The sequence below is a fragment of the Methylophaga sp. UBA3603 genome (genome assembly GCF_002375335.1).
Lineage (GTDB): Bacteria > Pseudomonadota > Gammaproteobacteria > Nitrosococcales > Methylophagaceae > Methylophaga.
The window spans coordinates 335,505-359,911 of sequence record NZ_DFMC01000010.1; the positions used below are offsets into that span (position 1 = coordinate 335,505).

Annotated in this window: 20 protein-coding genes; 12 read left to right on the forward strand and 8 right to left on the reverse strand. The window is 45.2% G+C overall.

Annotated features, from left to right (window positions below; genetic code table 11):
- Nucleotides 1-7 precede the first annotated feature (7 nt).
- From B4F66_RS12425 to B4F66_RS12445, 5 genes are read left to right on the forward strand one after another with little or no spacing between them, the layout of a single operon-like run.
- Entirely contained in the window at nt 8-733 is a 726-nt protein-coding gene (locus tag B4F66_RS12425) for a ComF family protein (RefSeq protein WP_292353588.1), read from the forward strand.
- 37 nt (nt 734-770) lie between these two features.
- Nucleotides 771-1,844, forward strand: a complete 1,074-nt coding sequence (locus B4F66_RS12430) for a DUF484 family protein (RefSeq protein WP_292411640.1) — start codon at nt 771-773, stop codon at nt 1,842-1,844.
- 45 nt (nt 1,845-1,889) lie between these two features.
- Nucleotides 1,890-3,380 carry a DUF1538 domain-containing protein gene (locus B4F66_RS12435; RefSeq protein ID WP_292353586.1) on the forward strand — a complete coding sequence of 497 codons (1,491 nt, stop codon included), beginning with the start codon at nt 1,890-1,892 and terminating at the stop codon, nt 3,378-3,380.
- Nucleotides 3,377-3,727 carry a P-II family nitrogen regulator gene (locus B4F66_RS12440; protein ID WP_292353585.1) on the forward strand — a complete coding sequence of 117 codons (351 nt, stop codon included), beginning with the start codon at nt 3,377-3,379 and terminating at the stop codon, nt 3,725-3,727. Before B4F66_RS12435 ends, B4F66_RS12440 begins: the two co-directional genes overlap by 4 nt.
- 18 nt (nt 3,728-3,745) lie before the next feature.
- A complete protein-coding gene (locus B4F66_RS12445; protein ID WP_292353584.1) occupies nt 3,746-4,135 on the forward strand; it encodes a CBS domain-containing protein in 390 nt (129 codons plus the stop codon).
- 4 nt (nt 4,136-4,139) lie between these two features.
- On the opposite strand, the gene B4F66_RS12450 is transcribed toward B4F66_RS12445, so the two are convergent.
- From B4F66_RS12450 to gmk, 8 genes are read right to left on the reverse strand one after another with little or no spacing between them, the layout of a single operon-like run.
- Nucleotides 4,140-4,973, reverse strand: a complete 834-nt coding sequence (locus B4F66_RS12450) for a thermonuclease family protein (RefSeq protein ID WP_292353583.1) — start codon at nt 4,971-4,973, stop codon at nt 4,140-4,142.
- Between the two features lies 1 nt (nt 4,974).
- The gene (ubiA, locus tag B4F66_RS12455) at nt 4,975-5,841 is read right to left on the reverse strand and encodes a 4-hydroxybenzoate octaprenyltransferase (protein WP_292353582.1); all 867 of its coding nucleotides are present in this window, start codon (nt 5,839-5,841) and stop codon (nt 4,975-4,977) included.
- Entirely contained in the window at nt 5,841-6,392 is a 552-nt protein-coding gene (locus B4F66_RS12460) for a chorismate--pyruvate lyase family protein (RefSeq protein ID WP_292353581.1), read from the reverse strand. The genes ubiA and B4F66_RS12460 overlap by 1 nt, the downstream gene beginning before the upstream one ends.
- A 13-nt stretch (nt 6,393-6,405) precedes the next feature.
- A complete protein-coding gene (gene recG / locus B4F66_RS12465; RefSeq protein ID WP_292353580.1) occupies nt 6,406-8,487 on the reverse strand; it encodes an ATP-dependent DNA helicase RecG in 2,082 nt (693 codons plus the stop codon).
- A 27-nt stretch (nt 8,488-8,514) separates the two neighbouring features.
- Nucleotides 8,515-8,901, reverse strand: a complete 387-nt coding sequence (gene ridA, locus B4F66_RS12470) for a deaminase RidA (protein ID WP_292353579.1) — start codon at nt 8,899-8,901, stop codon at nt 8,515-8,517.
- 44 nt (nt 8,902-8,945) lie between these two features.
- Nucleotides 8,946-11,105, reverse strand: coding sequence for a RelA/SpoT family protein (locus tag B4F66_RS12475; protein ID WP_292353578.1), 2,160 nt, complete (start codon nt 11,103-11,105; stop codon nt 8,946-8,948).
- A 6-nt stretch (nt 11,106-11,111) separates the two neighbouring features.
- On the reverse strand, nt 11,112-11,372 hold the full coding sequence (gene rpoZ, locus B4F66_RS12480; protein ID WP_292353577.1) for a DNA-directed RNA polymerase subunit omega: 261 nt from the start codon (nt 11,370-11,372) through the stop codon (nt 11,112-11,114).
- A gap of 50 nt (nt 11,373-11,422) precedes the next feature.
- The gene (gene gmk / locus B4F66_RS12485) at nt 11,423-12,034 is read right to left on the reverse strand and encodes a guanylate kinase (protein ID WP_292353576.1); all 612 of its coding nucleotides are present in this window, start codon (nt 12,032-12,034) and stop codon (nt 11,423-11,425) included.
- A 242-nt stretch (nt 12,035-12,276) separates the two neighbouring features.
- Between gmk and B4F66_RS12490 the strand changes: the two genes are divergently transcribed.
- The 7 genes from B4F66_RS12490 (at nt 12,277) to B4F66_RS12520 (ending at nt 24,361) form a co-directional block, all read left to right on the forward strand.
- The gene (locus B4F66_RS12490) at nt 12,277-13,317 is read left to right on the forward strand and encodes a Fe(3+) ABC transporter substrate-binding protein (RefSeq protein WP_292353575.1); all 1,041 of its coding nucleotides are present in this window, start codon (nt 12,277-12,279) and stop codon (nt 13,315-13,317) included.
- Nucleotides 13,318-13,375: 58 nt separating this feature from the next.
- Entirely contained in the window at nt 13,376-15,034 is a 1,659-nt protein-coding gene (locus tag B4F66_RS12495) for an ABC transporter permease (protein WP_414673321.1), read from the forward strand.
- On the forward strand, nt 15,024-16,097 hold the full coding sequence (locus tag B4F66_RS12500; protein ID WP_292353574.1) for an ABC transporter ATP-binding protein: 1,074 nt from the start codon (nt 15,024-15,026) through the stop codon (nt 16,095-16,097). Before B4F66_RS12495 ends, B4F66_RS12500 begins: the two co-directional genes overlap by 11 nt.
- A gap of 119 nt (nt 16,098-16,216) precedes the next feature.
- The gene (locus B4F66_RS12505; RefSeq protein WP_292353573.1) at nt 16,217-16,768 is read left to right on the forward strand and encodes a hypothetical protein; all 552 of its coding nucleotides are present in this window, start codon (nt 16,217-16,219) and stop codon (nt 16,766-16,768) included.
- 255 nt (nt 16,769-17,023) lie between these two features.
- Nucleotides 17,024-17,578 (forward strand): VPLPA-CTERM sorting domain-containing protein, encoded by a 555-nt coding sequence (locus B4F66_RS12510; RefSeq protein ID WP_292353572.1) that lies wholly within the window; start codon nt 17,024-17,026, stop codon nt 17,576-17,578.
- 288 nt (nt 17,579-17,866) lie between these two features.
- Nucleotides 17,867-22,432, forward strand: coding sequence for an EAL domain-containing protein (locus B4F66_RS12515; RefSeq protein ID WP_292353571.1), 4,566 nt, complete (start codon nt 17,867-17,869; stop codon nt 22,430-22,432).
- Between the two features lie 309 nt (nt 22,433-22,741).
- Nucleotides 22,742-24,361 carry a GGDEF domain-containing protein gene (locus B4F66_RS12520; RefSeq protein WP_292353570.1) on the forward strand — a complete coding sequence of 540 codons (1,620 nt, stop codon included), beginning with the start codon at nt 22,742-22,744 and terminating at the stop codon, nt 24,359-24,361.
- The last annotated feature ends 46 nt before the right edge of the window (nt 24,362-24,407 follow it).

Sequence of the window (24,407 nt, forward strand, 5' to 3'; positions counted from 1 at the left end):
TAATAACATGATGGCCAGAAACTTTAGTGCCGTATTGACGCATCGTTTGGCGGAATTATACAGCAAACTGTTACCGATTCCCTGCTTCCTCTGTGGCGAGTTTAGTCAGCAGGATGCACTTTGCAAAGCTTGTATCAACGACCTGCCATGGTTGGGCCATTGTTGTCAGCGATGTGCACTGCCACTGAATGAGGCAGGAATTTGCGGACAATGCCTGCAGCAACCCCCACCTCAGCAATTGAGTCTGGCATTATTTCGTTATGAAACGCCTGTCAATCATTGCATTGCTGCATTCAAATATCATCAGCAACTGGTCTTTACCAAACTATATGCCAGGCTGCTGGCTGATAAAACCAGACAACGGAATAATGCTTTACCCGAAGTGCTGATTCCCATTCCTTTACATCCAAGCCGCATGCGCAGTCGTGGATATAATCAGTCTGCTCAGTTAGCGGACGCTCTGGGAAATCAGCTTGATATTGCGGTGGATAAAACCAGTTTTATTCGACAGCGCAATACTTCTCCCCAAACAGGCTTGAGTGGCAAACAACGCAAACGTAATTTGAAACAAGCTTTTGCTATAAGAATGGCGACATCATATAACCATGTGGCATTGATAGATGATGTCTATACCACGGGACATACCGTAGCAGAAGCAACTCGCTGTTTGCAGCAAAATGGTGTCGATACAGTAGAAGTATGGACAATTGCCCGCGCAATGCGCCATTATTAGGGCCACCACACATAATTTCAGTGCTCAAGGCTGTTGCATGCCTCAAAAAGACGTGACGACGCTTCAAGATCGTTTGGATGATCTGATTCGTATTGCCAAAAGTAATGAGCGAAAACAGCTCAACTTTCAGCAATATGAATTAAGCTTGCTCAACAGCAGCGGTTTAGAACCGTTACTGAAACTGATCCTGGAAGAACATAAACATCGTTTTCAACTGACGGCAGTCACTTTGATGCTGCATGATCCGGAATATGAATTCCAACGCCTGCTGGATTCGTTATCGGAAACCGAACTTTGGCAGAAAAATTTATTGTTTACTGAGTCTGTACAACGTCTGGAACAGTTTTTCAGTTTACGACGGATACCCCGGCTCACCAGATTTTCTTCTCATCAACACCAGCAACTGTTTCCCTCCTATAATGAATTAGGCTCCGTCGCGTTACTCCCTCTGATTCGTCAAAATCAATTGATAGGCAGTCTCAATCTGGGCAGCCGAAACCCTAATCGCTTTCAATCCAACATCGGGACGCAGTTTTTGCAACATCTGGCGGCGGTAGTATCAGCCTGTATCGAAAATGCCCGGCTACATGAGGAAGTGAAACTGGTTGGCTTACGAGATCCGCTTACCGGGGTAAATAACCGCCGCTTTTTCGATCAACGCATCATTGAAGAATTCAGCCGCGCTAATCGGAATGCCACCCCCTTGTCCTGTTTGTTTGTCGATCTGGACTACTTTAAACGCATCAACGACAGTCATGGCCATCAGACAGGCGATCAGGTACTCAAACATGTTGCACAGCTGCTCAATGACAGTTTGCGACAAGGGGATATATTAGCACGCTATGGTGGGGAAGAATTTGTGGTTTTACTGGCCGATGCGACGCGCTCTGTGGCGGCGGATATTGCAGAACGTATGCGAAAAACTGTTGCTGAAACCCATTTCACCTCGCCAACAGGCAAGACATTACAGGTCACCCTGTCGGTGGGTGTTTCTACTCTGGAGCCAGGCAGTAAAATGACCGTCAAGCGTCTGTTACAATCAGCTGATCAGGCTGTGTATGGCGCCAAACTATCCGGACGCAATCAGGTAAAAGTCAGCGCTGAGGCCTGAAAATACTGAAGCCCGTAACCTTTAACCGACAATAAAGAGGCCACAGTGAATCAACTGAAAGCTTTTTCAGCTGCATTTTTACACGCGTTGAAAAACTTGCTGCCAATCGTTGTCGTTGTGGTTATTTTTCAAGCTTTTGTATTGCAACGCGTCCCGGAAAACAGTCTGAGCATCAGTCTCGGTCTGTTTGTCGTTGCCATCGGAGTCGCCCTATTTCTGCGGGGCCTTGAATTAAGTATCTTTCCGGTCGGTAAAAGTCTCTCTAATCAGTTTACTCGACGGGGTTCGTTATCGATTTTGCTCGCATTTGGTTTTGCATTAGGCTTTTCGGCGGTGATTGCCGAACCGGCGTTAATTGCCGTGGCCGAACAAGCTCAGGAGATCAGTGAAGGCCGAATCGATGCATTGATCCTACGCTTTCTGGTGGCCGTTTCTGTTGGCTTTGTGGTTGCCCTCGGTGTATTTCGAATCCTGTTTGGTTACCCGCTACACTGGTTCATGATTATTGGTTACCTGATTGTCGTGGTGATCACATTTTTCACACCGGCTGAAATCGTCGGACTGGCTTATGATTCAGGCGGTGTTACCACCAATATTGTGACTGTTCCATTGATAGCAGCCTTAGGTATTGGTTTAGCCTCATCCATTCGTGGCCGTAACCCACTTATTGATGGCTTTGGTATTGTAGCCATGGCAGTGATGGTACCGATGATAACAGTTCAGCTGTATGGGATTGTCGTCTTCAGTGGGTCTGAAACTGCTCCCGCAGCAGATCTCAGTATCAACACGGCGCAGAAAGAAGCAATCTCTGGCCCGATGGCCATGCTGATGGATTTGTTGGGGATGATGGGAGATGTGCTTCCTATCATTATCACTATCCTGTTTTTCCAGTATCTGGTGTTAAAACGACCGTTAACGAACCCACGCAAAGTGATTTTAGGTTTTGCCATGGTGTTATTCGGGTTGTATGCATTTGTTGTAGGCTTAAAAATGGGGTTATTCCCCATCGGTAGCAGCATGGCTGAACAACTGATAAAAAATCAGCATATTGTCTATGTCTATCTGTTCGCTTTTGCGATTGGTTTTGCGACTACCATGGCGGAACCCGCCTTGATTGCTATCGGCCAACAGGCAGAAGAAGCCGCTTCGGGAAGGATAAATGGTAACGTCATCAGGCTTCTGGTGGCAGTGGGTGTGGCAGTAGGCATCACTATCGGCGTCCACCGTATTATATCCGGCGACTCAATTCACCATTATATTATCGGCGGATATTTAATCGTTATCGTACTCACCTTAATCGCCCCCAAATATATTGTGCCGCTGGCATATGACTTAGGTGGTGTGACAACCTCAGAAGTCACAGTGCCTTTGGTGACGGCACTGGGTATCGGCCTTGCAACCCATATTGAAGGTCGAAACATTCTGATGGATGGCTTTGGCTTAATAGCCTTTGCCTCAATCTTTCCAATCATTACCGTCATGCTCTATGCTATTACGATGCATTTCATGACGTCATTGCAAAGGGTAAACCCATGAAGTTTTCTGTTCTTGTTGCAATTGTTCCCGAAGAAAATGAACAGGCTGCGATTGATACCGCCAAGGATCTCGGTGCCGGTGGCATAACCGTCATGTCAGCCCGGGGAATCAGTAATAACGTCAAAAAAACCTTTTTTGGTCTGAGTTACGATGGCAGTCAAAGTGTGTTGCTGATGGTATTGGAAAAAGGCCTGTCATTACAGGTGCTCAAAGCCATTCAAAAAATTCTGATGCCGGATAATCAGGACTCCAAAGGTCTGGTATTTACTCTGCCATTGGAGCATCTGGCAGGTATCGATACCTCTCAGGTTGAACAATTCCAGCAACATTTACGAGATTCTTTCTAACCCTCAAGGATGCCACCAATGCGATTAGTTAAAGATGTCATGATTACTGATGTAGTCACCATTTCACCCTTTGCCAAAATGCGTGAAGCATTAAGCCTGATGAAGCGCCATAAAATAAAATCGCTGGTCGTGGATAAGCAGAATCAACACGATGCCTTTGGGTTAATTACCTACTCGGATATTCTGAAAACGGTTATTGCTGAGGAAGGCGATATTGATTTGCTGAATGTGTATGACATCTGCGCCAAACCGGTTATAGCCGTTGGGGAAGAATTAGCGATTCAACACGTTGCCACGTTGATGACAACGCATCGGGTGAAACGACTCCTGGTAGTTCATAACAATGATTTGGTTGGTATGGTGGCGATGAACGACATCATGGAAAAATTGTTAAGCGAAATAGAATAAAAACTTAATCCAATAACGTGATGGCGCTGGGATGCTGCACAAACAGACTATATTGATCTCCTCGTTTGGACATCCAGCCACGGACTTCCAGTGACTTATTCAAATACGACCCCAATGGCGGGAACAAATCCTGCTGTTTCTTCGCTATCCTCAGACTCGCTTTGTCATTAACTTTTAATATCCAATAATCCCTGGTCTGTGAGCGTGATTTAGCAGTTAGAAGCCATCGTTGCCAGCCAAGATAGGCTGTTTCAGTGAGACTGGAGACTTTGCGGGGCTGATAATGTTTATCTCCCCAGATACCCTGCTGTTGTTTTATTGCCTGTCGTTGGGCGGCAATCAATTGATCTGCATACTGCAGATTAGGGGGCTTTAGAGTCAGTGCAGCCAATCCCTTTTGTAACAATTTTTCATTGATAAAGTCACCGTCCGGTGTCCATGCATACGCGAGCAACCGATCATAACGATCGCGTTTTTCGGTATCGTACTGCAGATAGACCTGGTTTTCTGATAACTGTTTTTTTAACCAATCCCTCGCTTCAATGCCGCCTGGTTCGGCTTCGCGATAACGAGAACTTATTTCCGGGGTATTTATACTGAGTAATCTGACCCGCTGATTATTTTCCAAAACCAAAGTATCGCCGTCATAGACCCGTTTAACATTAAATAAATAGCGATTTGAGCTGGGGGTTAACTCAACGGTTTCCGCTGCTGGATCTGCAGGTTGATCAGAAAATATCTGTCGTCCATGGTCATCTGTCCACTGATAAATTTCTGTGGCGCTTACGGTACCAATTAGCCAAAACAGTAAAAAAACAGAAGATAAATATCTTGCCATGTCAGCTCAGGCTGTAATGCAAAACGATGCTGATAAAAATAACTGCTCCCACCCAATTATTGTTCAGAAAGGCTTTTAAACAGGCATGGCGTTCACGATCTTTACTAAGCCATAACTGGTAAACAAATAACACCGCAGCGATTGCTAACCCAATATAAAACAGCATTCCAAACTGCAACTGCAATCCAATGAACAACAGGATCAACAGATACCCGATTTGTAACATACCTTGTATTAATAAATCTTTCTGTCCAAACAGAATGGCAGTGGATTTCACACCTGCTTGCAGATCATCCTCACGGTCGGCCATGGCATAGAAGGTGTCATACATTGTTGTCCAGATAATATTGGCCACAAACAACCACCAGACAATAGCCGGCAATGCGTTGGTCTGGGCCGCAAATGCCATCGGAATGGCCCAGCCAAATGCCATGCCTAATACCAGCTGCGGCAGGTAGGTAAAACGTTTCATAAACGGATAGACCGCGGCCAGTAATACCGCCACCAGCGATAGTGCTATCGTGAAAGTATTAAGCAACAACACCAGCATAAACGCGAATAAGGCTAATACCACAAACGTCAGTACTGCCTGTTTTGCCGATAATGCACCGGTTGCCAGCGGACGATTCTCAGTACGCCACACCTGACCATCAATATGCCTGTCGGCAAAATCATTAATTGCACAGCCAGCCGCACGCATCAGCACAACACCAGCGATGAAAATCAGCAGGATCTTAATATCCGGCAAGCCGTCAGCTGCAATCCATAATGCTGTCAAGGTGGGCCAGAGCAACAATAAAATGCCAATAGGCCGATTCATTCTGGTTAATTGCCAGTAAGGGCGTAGTTGTGTGGCTAAATTTGTCATCAAGACCAGTCCTGATTCGGTAAAAATATTTCACAGACCAGTAAACTATTCTCAGCAAAATAAAAACATGACCGTCTTGCCCACATTATTGAACTATCGTTGAGTTCATTACTGCTGTGTTTTGCCAATTCAAACAGGCTTTGTCCTGAACGCAGACTGGCCACTTCAAGTGGGCCGCGTTTAATCGCCGGGTCAGTAAACAAGATTTCACCCAGAGAGCGATTACCCAGGTGATGAATATGCAGGTGTGCCTGCAATGCCTGATAACTGGCGCGCGGCACAATGGTGCGGGCAAATACGCGTGGCTGATCACCATCGCGTAATATCACCTCTCGGCAATAGGCATGTTCATATAACGGCTGTTCAAGCTTCAAAGCTTCTTCTGTCAGAGGTTTTTGCCAACCGGTTTGCTGCAGATCCACTTTGAATTGCTGCTGACTGGTCTGTTGCAGACGCAGCGTTAACGATCCTTTGTCCGTTAACCATCCAGCCAGTTCGCCTGGTAGTTTTGCAGTTGGCGCGGGATGCCAGTGTGTTTGGCTTTTTAACATTGATTCTGGTGACTCATACTTGTCCGAAGTTCAGTTTGGTACCAAACCAGCGTTGAATTAAAGGTGTGACGTTTTCCGGATAGTGCTTTATTAAAGTCTCAGCCGCTTTGCTGACCGCTGGCAACAAATCCTGATCAGCCAGTAAATCGGCCACCCGAAACTGGGGCAAACCGGTCTGCCTTGTTCCCAACACTTCGCCAGGACCACGAATTTCCAAATCGCGCTGGGCAATAACAAATCCGTCATTGCTTTCGCGTAAACAGGCCAGCCGTGCCAAACCATTTTCCGACAGCGGAGGATGGTACATCAACACACAATGACTCTGCACCGTGCCACGCCCTACCCGGCCACGTAATTGATGTAATTGTGCCAGCCCCAGACGTTCAGCATTTTCAATCACCATTAAACTGGCATTGGGCACATCAACCCCAACTTCAATCACCGTAGTCGCCACCAGCAAATCAATTTCACCCTGTTTGAACGCCTGCATCACCTGTTCTTTTTCAGCTGACTTCATTCGGCCATGCACCAGTGCAATCCGTAAGTCAGGCAACGCCTGTTGCAATTGTTCAGCAGTATCTTCCGCTGCCTGACATTGTAAATGCTCAGACTCTTCAATCAAGGTGCATACCCAGTAAACCTGACGTTTTTGCTGACAGGCCACATGAATGCGCTCAATTACTTCCTGGCGACGGTTATCGGCCACCACCACGGTGGTTACCGGTTGCCTGCCAGGCGGCAGTTCATCAATTATTGATACATTCAAATCAGCATATGCTGTCATTGCTAATGTTCGGGGAATAGGGGTAGCGGTCATCACCAATTGATGTGGCAGGATATCCACCGCTTTACCTTTATCGCGTAGCGCCATACGCTGATGCACGCCAAACCGGTGCTGCTCATCAATTATCACCAGACCCAACCGATTAAACGTCACTTCATCCTGAAATAACGCATGGGTGCCAACGGCAATATTGATTTCGCCTGCAGCCAGCGCAGCAATAACCTGTCGACGCTGTGCTGTTGTTTGCTTGCCAGCACACCAGCCAACCTCGATGCCTAACGGCTCAAGCCAATTACGAAAGGTCTGATAATGTTGCTCTGCGAGTAATTCGGTGGGCGCCATCATCACTGCCTGATAGCCACTTGATACTGCCATTAATGCTGATAAAGCAGCTACCACTGTTTTACCTGATCCGACATCCCCCTGCACCAGCCGCTGCATCGGAATATTCTGTTGCAGGTCGTTACGGATCTCTGTGATAACCCGTTGCTGAGCACCGGTTAACGGGAATGGTAGCCGTTGTAAAAACGTTTCACTGAAACTATCGGCTTCAAACATAGGCGCTGTATGTTGCTGAGTGCGATAGCGGATTTGACGCATACTGAGCTGCTGAGCCAGTAATTCTTCAAATGCCAGGCGTTTCTGTGCCGGATGTTCACGAGCGATTAACTGACCGACATCACTATCGGGCGGAGGTAAGTGAACGTATTTCAAGGCTTGCGTCAGATCAAAATGAGCCACTCTGGGATCTAACAATGCTTCTGGTAAATAGGATGGCATGGCTTGCTGTTCCAGCAATTTGATTGCCTGATTCAACAGTTTCCGCCAAGATAATTGATGCAGCCCTTCTGTTGTCGGATACACCGGCGTTAAGACTTCATCCACAGCAAATGGCGCCTCACCCTGAATTATCTGATATTCAGGATGCACCATTTCTAGCGCTGATGGACCACTGCGCACTTCGCCAAAGCAACGAATACGTTGCCCACGAGCGAGTTGCTGTTGCTGGGTTTTGGAAAAATGAAAGAAGCGTAATACCAGTGCACCGGTGCCATCACTGACATGGCATAGCAATGAACGACGCCGACCGAACTTAACCTGACTGAGCTGAATAACCCCTTCAATCAGTTTTTCCTGTTGTGGTCGCAAACTGCCAATTGGCATTAAACGCGTGCGGTCCTGGTAACGCAGAGGCAGATGAAACAGGAGATCCTGAATATAGCGGATCCCCAGTTTCTCCAGCTTTTCAGCCAGTTTTTCACCGACACCTTTCAGTGAGGTGACCGGATCAGTTATGGCCAGTTCAGTCACCTGCTACGGCCACTAATATAGTCGGGTTTAAGCGCCTAGATGCAAAATAGCATCCATTTCTACCGGCACATCTTTGGGTAAAGAGGCTACGCCAATTGCTGCACGAGCTGGATAGGGCTGCTGGAAGTAATCGGCCATGATTTCATTGACGGTGCCGAAATGGGCTAAATCGGTGAGATAAATATTCAGTTTAACCACATCCTGCAAACTGCCACCTGATGCCGCAGCAACCGCTGACAAGTTATCAAATACCCGGCGAACCTGAGTAGCGAAATCGCCTTCAATCACTGTCATGGTTTCCGGTACCAGTGGGATTTGACCAGAAAGATAAACAACATCACCAACTTTTACGGCTTGTGAATAGGTACCAATAGCTTCAGGAGCATTGCTGGTATGGATAATTTCTCGGGACATAAAAACTCCGGCTAAGTCGCCCAGTAGACGACAGATTAAACAAATCAGTTATTAATACGGTTAATCCGTTCGACCATTTCCAGTTGGCGTAAACGGCGGATAATGCGAGCAAGATGCTGACGATCAGTGACTTCAATTGTCAGTCGCAGATTGGTATAGCCACCATCGCGCTCATCAACGATAACATTATCAATATTCGATTCAGCTTCAGAAATCACCGAAGCAATTGTCGCCAGTGCACCACGTTGATTACGCAAATGCATCATCAAATCTACAGGGAAATCACGATTGATCTCTTTTGCCCAGGCAACATCCAGCCACTTTTCATTCTGCTCACGTAAATGAGTAGTATTTTTACAGCTTCGCTGATGAATAATGATACCGCGTCCGGCACTGACAAATCCGTGGATTGGATCACCCGGAATCGGATGGCAGCAGCGAGCAAAATTCACAACCATGCCCTCAGTTCCGGCAATCAGCAGTGCCTGTGGCTCTTTATCAGGAGTTTCTTCCTGTAACAATTTTTGTGCGACCAGTAAGGCAGATATGTTGCCCAGACCCAGATCGCTCAATAATTCATCAAAGTTTTCCAGCTCATACTCTTTCAAAAGTGCCGTAATTCGCTTGGTGGGAATATTTTCCAATGCTGTTGAAAAGGCTGTCAGATGTTTGTTCAGCAGTCGTAATCCAAGCTGAATTGCCTCTTCGCCTTGCAGATGCTTGAGGTAATTACGAATATTGGTCCGCGCTTTTGGCGTCACGACAAAATTAAGCCAGGCCGGATTAGGATGCGAGGTCGGCGAGGTAATGATTTCAACTGACTGGCCGGTTTCCAGTGGTGAACTTAATGGCACCAGATGGCGGCCAACTCTGGCTGCTACGCAACTGTTACCGACATCAGAATGAACTGCATAGGCAAAATCCACTGCTGAGGATCCTCTCGGTAAGGTGAGGATCTCTCCTTTTGGCGTTGAAACATAAATCTCATCAGGGAATAAATCGATACGTAGATTTTCCAGAAACTCCATCGAGTCACCGGAGCTTTTCTGCATTTCCAGAATGCCATGCAACCATTGCCTGGCTTTACGGTGCGCCAGCGTATTGCCAGCAACTTCACCGGTTTTATAAAGCCAATGAGCGGCCACACCCGCTTCAGCCAATTGATCCATATCGCGAGAACGGATCTGGACTTCTATCGGAACACCATAGGGACCAAATAAAACGGTATGCAATGATTGATAACCATTCGCTTTGGGAATCGCTATATAGTCTTTGAATTTACCCTGCACTGGTTTGTATAAGTTATGCACTACACCCAGCATTCGATAACAGGCATCCACGTCGTCGACAATAATCCTGAAGGCATACACATCCATGACTTCAGAAAATGATAGCTGTTTGCTAACCATTTTTTTGTAAATGCTATAGAGATTTTTCTCGCGGCCCTGAATATCGGCGCTAAGGCCTTCCTGCTCCATTCTATTGAGGATGGAAGCGGTGATTTGGCTGACGATTTCCTTGCGATTGCCCCGCGCTTTACGCACGGCGTCACCCAACACACGATAACGAATAGGGTAAAGAACGTGAAAGCCAAGATCTTCCAGTTCACAGCGCATCAGATTCATTCCCAGACGCTGGGCAATAGGAGCATAGATTTCGAGGGTTTCATGGGCAATGCGGCGGCGTTTTTCCGGTCGCAGGTGACCCAGAGTACGCATATTGTGCAAACGATCAGCAAGCTTGACGATAATAACCCGTATATCACGGGACATCGCCAGCAACATTTTTCGCAGATTTTCAGCCTGGGCGTGTTGTCTGGTTTCAAATGCCGCCTGCGCCAGCTTGGTGACACCTTCTACCAGCTCGGCAACGGGTTCACCAAATTCGGCGATTACGTCACGTTTGGACATTTCCGTGTCTTCGATAACGTCGTGCAGCAAACCGGCCATGATGCATTCATAATCCATATGCATCATCGCCAGTACATGCGCTACCGCTAGCGGATGCGTGATATAGCGCTCACCACTGCGTCGGGTCTGCCCTTCATGGCATTGCTCGGCAAAGTGATAAGCTCGCCGAATCGACTCGACCTGATTGTTTTCTAAATAATTTGAAGTGGCAAAACACAGATCATCTATCGTGAGTTTGGGCTCGGACTCCTGGATGAAGTCAAGTTCAGACGCAACAGATGGTTTTGCACTCACGGTAAATTAGATTTCGCTTTGCAGCTCTTCATCGCTGACCATGCTTTCTTCGGCATGTTGACGAGCTGAGGTTTTAGTAAGAATAGTGCGATCAACCAGACCTGCGGCAATTTCACGCAGTGCCAGAACAGTAGGTTTGTCGTTATCGACCGGCACCATTGCATCATCACCCATGGCAATCTGACGAGCGCGTTTTGCCGCAACCAGCACTAATTGAAAACGGTTATCTACATTTTCGAGGCAATCTTCAACGGTAGTACGTGCCATGTTAATTTGTCCTGTGGTTAAAAGATGTAATTTTACGAGAGATACGCAGCTTAAGCCAGTAAGTCCGCTAACAAGGTACTGTAATTTGACTGTTGAACAGCCAGTTTGTGCCGACTCGCGACCACAATCGCAGTCAGGCTGGCGAGCGCATGATCAAAGTCATCATTCACAATCAGATAATCAAATTCAACGTAATGTGACATTTCACTCTCTGCGTCTCGCATTCTGCGCGAAATCGTTGCTTCATCATCCTGTCCGCGGCCTCTCAAACGCTGTTCAAGTGCCTGTTTGGATGGCGGCAAAATAAATATACTGCTGCTGTCGGGAAAGTTTTTTCTTACTTGCTGAGCCCCCTGCCAGTCAATTTCCAGAATCACATCATTTCCGGCATGTAACTGGTGATGCACTGCAGCAGCCGAAGTACCATAACTGTTATCAAATACTGTTGCGGATTCAAGAAAATCTCCTGCATCACGCATCTTGCTGAAGATATCCTGACTGACAAAAAAGTAATCTTCGCCGTCAGCCTCTCCCGCTCTTGCAGCACGGGTTGTATGGGATACCGATAAGCGAACATGCGGGTCCTGTTTGACCAATGCTCGAACCAGACTGGTTTTCCCTGCACCGGAGGGTGCCGCCACAATAAATAAACTTCCAGACATTTTGATACCTTGCAGATTGCGCAGTTTCAGTTTTGAAACCTGAATTTCGTTTGTGAAAACAATACTGGTTTACGCTTTTTTGTGCCAGTTTTTTGCAAAGCTAAAAGCAGGCTCTGTGCGAGCTAACTACCGTCATATTATGATTCTTCTTGTTAATAACCCAAGAAAACTTTAATTCCCCCTATTCCAAACAAAAATAAATCTCATTATCATTGTTAATGTCATCAACCATGGAGTGTTCTATGCGCAAAGCAGGTATTTTTCTGAGTGTTTGTTTGGGTTTAAGTCTGTTGTTTATCTCGGGATGTAGCAATGAATCTGAAAACGAGATAAAAGAAGTCAATCTGTATTCCGCCCGAATTGAATCGCTGATCAAACCTTTACTGGATGAATTCACTGAAGAAACCGGAATTAAAGTCAATCTGGTCACTGGTAACGCAGATGAGCTATTGCAACGTCTGCAGAATGAAGGTCGCAATACTCCCGCCGATATGCTGTTAACCACAGACGCGGGTCGTTTACACCGTGCTATGGAAGAAGACTTGTTACAACCCGTTGACTCTGAAATTCTGCAGCAACGCATCCCCTCTTTCTATCGTCATCCGGAAGGTTACTGGTTTGGTTTGTCGCTGCGTGCTCGTCCTATTATGTATGTGAAAGATCGTGTCGATCCTGCAGAACTTTCAACCTATGAAGCGCTGGTTGAACCACGCTGGAACAACCGAATCTGTGTTCGTTCATCAAGTAACATTTATAACCAGTCAATGGTTGCTTCAATGATTGTGGCCAATGGTCAAGCTGCAACGGAAGAATGGGCAAAAGGACTGGTCGCCAATTTCGCCCGTTCGCCACAAGGTGGAGATCGCGATCAGATCAGTGCTGCAGCGGCGGGCCAGTGCGATATTGTTATTGCCAATACGTATTATCTGGCAGGTATGTTGACCAGCAACGATGCCGATGAAAAAGCAGCAGCAGAAAAGTTAGCGGTTTTCTGGCCAAATCAGGATGACCGTGGTGTGCATATTAATGTATCCGGAGCGGGCATTATTAAAGATGCCAAACATCGCGAAAATGCGATTGAACTGCTGGAGTTTCTGACCAGCGATACTGCTCAGCAATGGTATGCAGAAACCAATGGTGAATATCCAGTTCGAGACGATATTGAAAGAGGCAAAGTACTTGAACAGTGGGGAGACTTCCGTGCCGATTCACTGGACATGGATAAATTAGGTGAATTTAACGCCGATGCGTTGCGGCTGATGGACCGTGCGGGTTGGCAATAAGCAATTGCATGCGTAAAGTTGGCAGTTTTGCCCTATCAACTGCCAACTTTACAATTACATGTCCTTCATAAACCAATTTCGCCCCTACCCGGCATTCATTTTTGTACTGGCAGTGGCCCTGTCAATGCCTGTGGCAGTGGTTTTGGCGCATGTTTTTGTTCCCAGTGGTGATATCTGGCAGCACTTAAGTAGTACGGTGCTTCCCGACTATATTCGTAATTCTCTGCTGTTAATGCTTGGCGTCGCTATGGGTACGCTGTTAATCGGTGTCACAACGGCCTGGCTCACCACAATGTGTCAATTTCCAGGTCGCAGTGTGTTCGAGTGGGCCTTGTTGCTGCCAATGGCAATGCCTGCCTATATCATTGCCTATACCTATACCGGAATGCTGGATTTTGCCGGTCCGTTACAAACCAGCCTGCGTGAATGGTTTGGCTGGCAATACGGAGATTACTGGTTCCCTCAGATCCGCTCGCTAAACGGCGCAGTTGCTATGCTGACTCTGGTGCTTTATCCCTATGTCTATTTGCTTAGCCGCGCGGCGTTTCTGAATCAATCAATCTGTGTGCTGGATGTCAGTCGGACCTTAGGTAATGGGCCATGGAAAACGTTCTGGAAGGTAGCGCTTCCGCTGGCTCGTCCAGCAATCATTGCCGGTTTATCATTAGCATTGATGGAAACCTTAGCCGATTACGGTACCGTTCAATTCTTTGGCGTCAGCACTTTTACCACCGGCATTTTCCGAACCTGGTTCGGTATGGGCAGTGCTGCGGCAGCAGCTCAACTCGCCGCTGGACTGATGGTATTTGTCTTTGCCTTGGTTCTGATCGAACGTTATTCCCGTCGTAAAGCCCGCTATCACCACACCAGTCGTCGTCATCAGGATCTGCGTCGTTTCCCACTGACCGGTGGCCGGGCATTTCTGGCATTCCTGTTTTGCCTGTTTATCCTTGGACTGGGTTTTTTATTACCGGCATTGCAACTGCTTAGCTGGACCATCCATGTAGCGGATACCGTGATTGATGCAGAGTTTCTAAGATTACTGGTCAACAGCCTGTCGCTTGCCGCGTTTGCTGCCGTACTCGCTTTGTTACTGGCGCTTGTTATGGCTTATGCCCAGCGACTTTATCCAGGCAAACTGGTGAGCGGAGCTGTTCAAGTGGCAGGAATGGGGTATGCCGTACCTGGCGCTGTTATTGCCGTTGGTGTGATGATTCCTTTTGCCTGGATTGATAACACCATTGATGATTTGGCGCGGAGTCAGTTTAATTATTCCACTGGACTATTATTGAGTGGCACATTGGTCGCAGTCACATTTGCCTATCTGACCCGTTTTCTTGCTGTGTCATTACAAACCGTAGACAGTGGCTTAACACGCATCACCCATTCGATGGATGAAGCAGGTCGTTCGTTTGGATTTCGACCATTACAGATACTGAGACAAATCCATATACCGATGTTAAGTGCATCATTGATGACGGCATTATTACTGGTATTTGTCGATGTATTAAAAGAGCTCCCCGCGACGCTTATTTTACGTCCTTTTAATTTTAATACCTTAGCCGTAAAAGCCTACGAACTGGCATCTGATGAACGTTTGGCCGAAGCCGCTCCGGCAGCATTGGCTATTGTGATTGCCGGCATCATTCCGGTTATTCTGTTAAGTAAAACCATTACCCGATCCCGCAAGTTAAAATTGGCGATTGATGAAAACTGATAGCACTATGCAACTTCCACAATTACTCGTCGACAATATCAGCATTGGTTATGCTGGCAGGCCAGTCGTTGAAGGTATTTCCTTTCACTTAAAAGAGGGTGAAATTGCCTGCTTACTTGGCCCGTCAGGATGTGGGAAAACCTCAGTCTTGCGTGCTATTGCCGGATTTGAACCATTAATGCAGGGCAGCATCGTGTTGCACGGTAAAACCGTCAGCGTTGCTGAGTTTTCCCTGCCTCCGGAAAAACGCCATATCGGTATGGTGTTTCAGGACTTTGCCTTGTTCCCACACCTGACAGTCGCCAAAAATATTGGTTTTGGTTTACAAAAACTGCCACGAAAACAACAGCAGCAACGCGTAGCTGAATTACTTGAATTAGTTGAATTAACGGGGGCCCAAAACCAGTATCCGCATCAACTTTCCGGTGGGCAGCAGCAGCGTGTTGCCCTGGCACGAGCGATGGCGCCACGTCCCGATATCCTGTTGTTGGACGAGCCATTTTCCAGTATGGATTCCGACTTGCGCGAACAACTTGCCCGGGAGGTACGTCATTTACTGCGTCGCGATGGGGTAACAGCGATTATGGTGACCCATGATCAACATGAAGCCTTTGCCATGGCCGATCAGATTGGTGTGTTAGGTCAAGGAAAATTGCTGCAGTGGGGTAACGGTTATGATTTGTATCACCGACCGAGCAGTCGATTTGTCGCGGATTTCATCGGGCAAGGTGTATTGATCCCTGGCGAAATTATTGCAAATAATAAAATCAGCACTGAGCTGGGCATTGTCAGCGGCAAAATGACGACAAATGCGAGTACTGGTCAACAAGTAAACTTATTACTCAGACCGGATGACATTATTCATGACGATAACAGCCCGCTAAAAGCTGAAATTGTTGCCAGGGCGTTCAGGGGAGCAGTTTATCTCTATACTTTGAGGCTACAAAGTGGGCAACACATACTGTGTTTAGTGCAGAGTCATCATCAACATGAGGTGGGTGAATACCTTGGAATAAGGCTAGAAGCTGACCATCTGGCGGTATTTTCAGATTTTCAGGAATAATTCCCAACAAATAACAGGAAGTAGTACCAAGGTACTATAGGCGCTGGCGAGTTTTATCTTTATATTACGTAACGTAGGTTTTAATTATGTCTTTCGCACCTCTGGAGGCGCACTTCTGTATGAAAAAAATTACCTTTATTAAAAGCTTGTTAGTCCTATTAGCGGCATCATTTAGCTTTTCTATTCAGGCAGCAACATTATCTTTGGCGGGTACAACTTCCTACAATGCCAATGGCTTTAAAGGGTCTATTTCTGAGATTCTTAATATTAATAGTTTCATACCAGATGCGTCAGTAGGTTTTTATGTTCCAAAACCTAATCCAACCGCCATGAGTGCGGCACATGTTCAAACGGCTTTATCTGCTATCGGCTCAAGTTTTGTGGTTACGGATTTTTTCAAAATCAACAGTCCTGCCAGCAACACTTTGAATACAGCCCCTTTGGGCCTTTCATTCAGTGGTTTCCTGATGAAATATGGTACAACCACACTAATAGGTCTGTTCAACTCGCCGATCTCCAGCCTGGATTTCTTACCCCATAATGGAAAAGACGTTTCACATATCGCCTATTTCAATACGTCTGTTTCAGAAGTGCCCGTTCCGGCAGCTTTATGGTTATTTGCCCCGGCAATGATGGGGCTTTTAGGCTTAAGACGTCGTCTGAAAAAATAACAAAGAATCTTTTTGAAAAAAGCCGTGCAATGCACGGCTTTTTTTTGGTTTTTTCGTGATTCGTGAAAGGCTTTATTTCTCTATTACCAATGCCTGGCTAAAACTAATAAGTGCGTCCCCCCACACAAGGCCATGACTTTTTCTCATAAAAAATCGAAAACTTGTACCAAAGTACAATATGCAGAAAATCTATTCAGGCCTAGATTGTGAGACGTAGTTCACAAATAATTCACATTTCTAGGGGGGGTGTGCATTATGAATACATACATTAAATCACTAGTAATAGCAGGAATGGCAACCTTGTCATTTGCTGTAAATGCAGCCACATTATCACTTACCAATCCAGTTAACTATTTAACTCCCGCGGGACCTCCTGGCCATGAAGGTACGATCTCCACTGTAGTGAACATTACTGATTATATGCCAGGTGCATCTAGTGGCTATTTAATTGAGGACGCATTGCCTAATGCGGTTGATGCGAGTCAACTCCAAACAGCTTTGAATGCAGCAGGCGCCGGTTTTATAGTGACTGATTTTACAAAAATTGAACCGCCTCCTGTGGGCAATATATTTGACTCTTCATCACTTGGAATCGCATTCCAGGGTTTTTTAATGAAATATTCGAACTTCACGATGGTTGGCTTATTTAATTCACCTATCACTCAATTGAGTTATACCACTCATACTGGTCAGGACGTATCACACATTGCTTATTTCAATACGTCAGCGGTACCGCTACCAGCAGCGCTATGGTTACTTGCACCTACATTGATAGGTTTCCTAGGTTTAAGACGGCGTTTTGCCAGCTAAGCCAAACCAATTTTAATTTTAAGGCCGTGCATAGCATGGCTTTTTTTTGCCTACAATTTATTAAATCAAGTCTTCCGGTGAAATATAACAAACACATTATCTGAGCCTGCTGATTGTTAACCCGATAAAACCCGGTTAATTCAAGTTAAGGCTTATCAGTTTTGCCAAATGTTAATGTGCTGAAAAATCAACAAAACTGCCCTTCAAAGATAACCTCTTTTCCTGCTATCCGATGATCAGCAGTGCCAAATTACGGAAACAGTATCGGCAGTTCTATCGGAGTCATTCATGCTTAAAAGTGTTAGTCGAAAACCACTTTACGTGGGTTTAGCGGCTTCAGCGGGCGGATTGGAAGCACTAACCAGTTTATTAAAAAACCTGCCTAAACATGACAGTATCTGTATTGTCATTGCGCAACACCTTTCCCCTGATCATGAAAGCCTGTTGGCCAATTTGCTCTCGCGCGAAAGTAACTTACCCGTCATTAACGCCAAACATGGTATGCCCTTAATGTTAGGCACTGCCATTGTCATTCCGCCGGGTTATAACGGCACCGTCAGTGACGATATAATATTTCTGCAATCCAATCGCAAACCGGGAGTGCCTAAACCCTCGGCTAATGATCTTTTTATTTCCCTGGCTGAGGCCTATCAGGACCGAGCTGTTGGTGTCGTTTTGTCGGGTACTGGAAGTGATGGCGCTCGAGGATGTCGGGAAATCAAAGCGCGCGATGGTTTTGTGTTTGCTCAACAGCCCAATGAAGCCAAATATGAGGGTATGCCCAAAACCGCGATTGAAACAGGATGCATTGACCGTGTATTGAATGTGGCCAAAATCGCTGAGGAATTGATTCGTTTAGCGAATTATGAAGCCATTAGCAAGCTACCCAAAAATACCGATAATCAATTAGATTCTTTCGATACTATTTTGCAAGCGTTAGCCAGGCATACTGGCGTCAGCTTTTTTAATTACAAAGATAATACCCTGCGCCGACGCATTCATCGGCGATTAGTGGCGACCGATACGGCCAGCTGGATTGAATATGAACAATATGTACAGGAGTATCCACAAGAACTGGATTATCTGTATCAGGATTTACTGATCTCGGTAACTGCATTTTTTCGTGATGCAGACGCTTTTGATGAACTCGAACGACTACTCAGAAAAATCCTGCGAGGAAAAAGTAAAGGTGATGAAATCCGTATTTGGGTCGCTGGCTGTGCAACAGGTGAAGAAGCCTACAGCATCGCCATTTTACTCTGTGAAATTCTGGGAAATGACCTTGTCGATTATCGTGCACAGATCTTTGCCACGGATATTGATACCAAAGCGTTAACCATTGCCCGTAAAGGGAAATATGAACTTGCAGCCATAAAAGGATTATCCCAACAACGGCTGGATAGGCATTTTTCGCACATGAGCGATGGTTATGAAGTCAACAAATCAATACGCGATATGGTGTTATTTGCTAAACATAATCTGGTCGAGGATCCGGCTTTTCTGCGGCTTGATCTGGTGACATGTCGCAATGTCCTGATCTATATGAAAGCCCAATTGCAAAAACAGATTCAGGCCACTTTCCATTATGCTTTGAATCAGGATGGCTTCCTGTTTTTAGGACAATCAGAATCATTAACCAATAATGAGTTGTTTGATATTGATTCTAATGCCGGTCGAACCTTTTCCCGTCGAAATGTAAACAGTTTGGAGTTTTACCGAAGAAACAAGGTGAAACAGCAATCTTTAAGCAAGCCATCCGCCCCGATAAAACCGCCCGTTATGAAGGATGTGGAAACCATGGACGAACGGGTGTTTAAAGCAGTTACCCAACACATCATTAGCAATGCGTTTGTCGTCGATAGCAGTATGGAAATACGGTTTATTTATGGTGATATCTCACCCATCACTCAAATAGGTCGTGGCCGTGCCAGCCTGAATATCCAGAGCATGATTCGCAGCGAATTTCAGCTGGAAATCAAAGGTCTGGTCTATAAGGCCAGAAATGAAACGCAAGCTTACCGCAGTCATAATATTCGCCTGGGCGATATTGCGTATATGTTTGAAGTCATCCCGTTGCAGATCAAAGATATCAATGATGCGTTATATCTGGTCAGGTTCGAACAGACGACGCTCGATGACAATTTTGAAGAAGAAACCGATTCGGCAAATTATGAACGTATCGTGCAATTGCAACAGGAGTTGTCCTCCACCAAGGAACACTTGCAGACAGTGATTGAAGAACTGGAAACCTCAAACGAAGAGCTGCAATCAGTTAATGAAGAAATGCAGTCGGCCAATGAGGAGTTGCAATCGACTAACGAAGAACTGGAAACGGCTAATGAAGAATTGCAATCAACTAATGAAGAACTGACAACCGTCAATGAAGAATTGCAGGTAAAAAGTAATGAAATTATTACGCTTAATGCCGACTTGCAGAATATGCAAAACAGCCTGTCCCACCCGTTGATTGTAATAGATGACAATTTATTACTGACGCACTTTAATCCCGCTGCAGAGCAACTGTTCAATTTGAATACTGACAATGTGGGTTTACGAATCACTCAGTTACGCAGTGACCATAACCTGCCGGATCTGGTCAAACTGATTGAAAAAGCGCGTGAAACCGGGGAAACCGTAAATTTCCAAATTTCCGGTGAACGCCAGTATCTGTTATCGGTTAATTCTTATATGGATAATCAGGGAAATATTAATGGTGCCGTTTTATTATTCTGGGATAACACCGAATTAATTCATACCTATGACCGTCTGAAACAATCCTTAATTGATAATAATCTGCAGGCGCGAGCAATGGAAGCCGCTCAGCAAAGCATCGTTATTGTGGATGCATTGGCTGAGAATATGCCGATTCTATATACCAACCGTGCTTTTACTGAAATGACCGGTTATGAAAGCGAGGAAGTAATCGGTCAAAGTTGTCTGATATTACAGGGTGAAGCCACGCCTGAAATAGCCGTTCAATCCATTAAAAAGGCGATCAAAGAAGGCCGTCATTATGAAACCACGATATTGAATTATCGTAAGGATGGAACAACTTTTTGGAATCAGCTCAACATCGCACCGGTTTATCACAATAATAAAGTGACTCACTTTATTGGCCTGCAATCTGACATTACTCAGACAATAAAAAATAATCGACAAATGTCACTGGCACAATCGGTATTTGATAACACGCAGGACAATATTCTGGTGATTAATGACCGGCAAAATATTCTGTATGCCAATCAGGCAATGCTGACTACGCTCAATATTGAAAATGATGAAATTCTGGCGACTAATGTGAATGACTTTCTGCGATGCGATGAAGAAAGTGAATTATCTTTAAAACAGCTATGGAAGACGTTAGCAGAACAAGGCTCGTGGCGTGGCGAACTCAGCTTTTATATCCATGACAAATTAAAACCCCAGATGGTCTCCATCAGTCGTGTAGAAGATCAGCATGACGGTGATGCGTGCTACGTGCTATTGGCCAGCGATATTGCTGAATTAAAACGACGTGAACAGCAATTACATCAACTGGCCTTATTTGATGAACTGACCGGCTTGCCAAACCGGATGCATCTTAATCAGATCCTGAAAGACACCGTTGCCAGAAGTCATCGCAAAGAAAGTAAGTTCGCTGTGTTATTTCTGGATCTGGATAATTTCAAACGCATTAATGATTCGTTAGGGCATGCTGTTGGTGATGATGTATTGCAGTATTTCACTCATATTGTTTCGAGATTGGTCCGTGAGAGTGATACTTTTGCTCGAATAAGTGGTGATGAATTTGTCATTCTGCTGGAGGACATAGAATCTGAAGTTGATGCACAACTATTTGCACAACGAATCATCGAAAGTATGAAACAACCCTTTCATACCCCTAACCAGAATCTATTTATTTCCTCCAGTATCGGTATTGCCATCTACCCTGAAGATGGCGATTTACCGGATATTCTGCTGCGAAATGCGGATATTGCCATGTACCGTGCCAAAGAAAATGGCAAAGGCTATTTTGGCTTTGTTGACCCGGATCGTTCAGATGAACTTAGAAAGCAATTGCAGATTGAAGCCGAGTTACAAAGAGGTTTGGTTGAGGGGGAAGATATCGGTTTACATTTAGTTTATCAGCCGATATTCCATTGCAGCGAGCCCGATGTAAATGCATCCTTGGAAGCACTGATTCGTTGGCATCACCCCGAATTGGGGCACATTATGCCTCATGAACTTATCCCAATTGTGCAGATGTCAAAACTCACCACAGAACTGGATGAGTGGGTCATCGAACAGGTCGTTCAGCAACGCAAAAAATGGTTAAAGGAGCATCCGGAAAAAGCTGAAAAACTCAGCATTTCCATCAATATGCACCCGACACATTTAAATCGTTTGCATGACCCTGACAAAAGTGAACTTTTGCAAAAGCTGCTAACGCTTTCTCCACTTGACTGGCTGACTATTGAGGTCACAGAAGTGGCGCTTTTATCCCATTTTGAAAATGCAAAACTGGCATTGAAAAACCTCACCGATCTGGGGGTCTCCATCGCCATTGATGACTTTGGTTCAGGTTATTCAAACTTTGGTTATATTACGGAACTCAGTGAAGTTAAAGTAGTAAAACTGGATCGTTCGGTTATTTATCAATTCGAGAAAGACCCGCAAAAACGTCGCAAAGTAAAAGCATTACTGACCATGTTGCACGAAATGGGATATGAAACCGTCATTGAAGGGATTGAAAATCAGCATGCTATGCAAACGGTGAGTGATATTGGCTGCCAGGGCGTCCAGGGCTTTTACCTCAGCAAACCACTTTCTGTTTCTCAGCTGGCTGATAAAGCAATGGATATTCAAAAAAACTAATTTTCTTACTAAAACAGACAATGAAAAAAAAGAGCATAAAAGCATTTAATTGATTGGTCAGGAAGCTATTTCGATCCCAAGAATTACTTCAAAATATTATTAGGCAGACAACTTAATTTACCTACGTACTTTTAAAGAACTTCTACCTGGAAGGTGTTGTTACCCCCCACCCCACACCTGATACTTGCGCTATCTTATTGTTACAATCACAAGGTAAATATGCTAAATTCCCTGCTAATTGCCAATAATAATAAAGATACGTAATCATATGAAAATAATGGAGCTTTTCAGTATGGAAATTAACTGAACATGCTGCTGCTTCAGCAATTTGGGGCGGATCGATCATTGTATCTGCTCAGATATGCATTATGTTTTGTTCTTTTTCTTCTTCCCATTACCAGTTTTGCACAACAATCATTTGTTGGTCAGTGGTATGAAGTCAGTGCCAACTGGATCTTTCCAGATCCGCCTGAAACCACTGTCAATGCTCCGTCTTTAACTGGCGGGCATTACGTCTTTCAATCCGTATTTGATATCACTGATGCTGATGAAACAATCGTTATTGATTTTAAAAATGGCAGCGTATTAGGACATTTTCATCACTATATAACTGACATTTCAGGTAATTTCATTGCAGAAGCCCGGGGTGGAATCGAATCAGAGGTCAAAAACACTTTTTTTATGCGTCATGGACGCGAATTCAGATTGCCTCCGGGTCAGTATCAGCTCACCACCCAACTGGTTTCACCCTATTTTATTGCCCAGCCTCAGCCTTATTGGGACAGCTTGCCGCATTATCGTGAAGCCATAAAATGGGGCACTGTTATTACCCTGGTCAGTATGGGCATTCTGATAAGTCTTGGCGTGTATTACACCATTCTGGCTTTGGTCAGACGGCGTACCACCGAAATCATGTACACCTTTTTTATCATGATGAATGTGCTCTACAACGGTACGGCGCTGTTAATTACCCCGGATCTGTTCAATATCCACTGGTTTTACTTTGTCGGCGGTCCCATTCTGCTGAGTAACTTTGCCTACATTCTGTTTGCCAAGCATTTATTACAGATCCACCCCGAAACGCATCCCAGGCTGGATAAGCTGGCAAAACTGTTTTTAATGATGCTGGCAGTATTATTCGTTGTGGCCATTTTCAATAAAAATCTGATCATAGAATGCGCCCGTTATGGTGTTGGTCTGATGATGCTCTATGCATTGATTGCGGCTCTGGTAAGAGCATTTGAAGGCTATAAAATTGCCTATTTTTATCTGGTGGCAATCGCTGCTTTTTTTGTGATTGGCTCGATAGCAATTTCCAGCAAGGATCTGGATGGTGTATACACCATCTATATCGAGCATATCGGCTTGTTAGCCGTCACGGTTGAAGTATTACTTATCGGTCTGGTTCTGGGATATCAGTTTGCCGAGGTTTACCGGGAAAAAGAACATAATCTGGTGCTGGTCCAGCAGAGTTTGCAAATTGCCCATCATGATGCACTTACAGGCCTGCCCAATCGTTATGCCCTGGATATTTCCATGGAAGAGTTACCGGCTGACGGTATGTTAACGCTGTTGGATATGGATAACCTCAAGCTTTATAACGACACCTATGGGCACCAAAAAGGTGATGAAATGCTGCAGATGTTTGCCAGAGTCCTGTCAGCGAAACTTGGGGATCTCGGCGTACTTCACCGGATGGGAGGTGATGAATTTGCCATCACCAGCGACAGTATTACCTACGCAGAAAATATCAGAGAAGTAATCTCACAAACCATACAATACATGCGACAGAACGGATTTGAAAAAGCCGGTGTCAGTCATGGTTCAGCTAATATGGTCGAAACCATCAATATAAATGAATTGAGAATTTTGGCTGACGAACGTATGTATCACCAAAAACGCACCAACGATAACCGCCAATGGGCTTAAAGACATCATAAGCATTTTGGCTGCTATCACTCTGAGCAGAATTAAC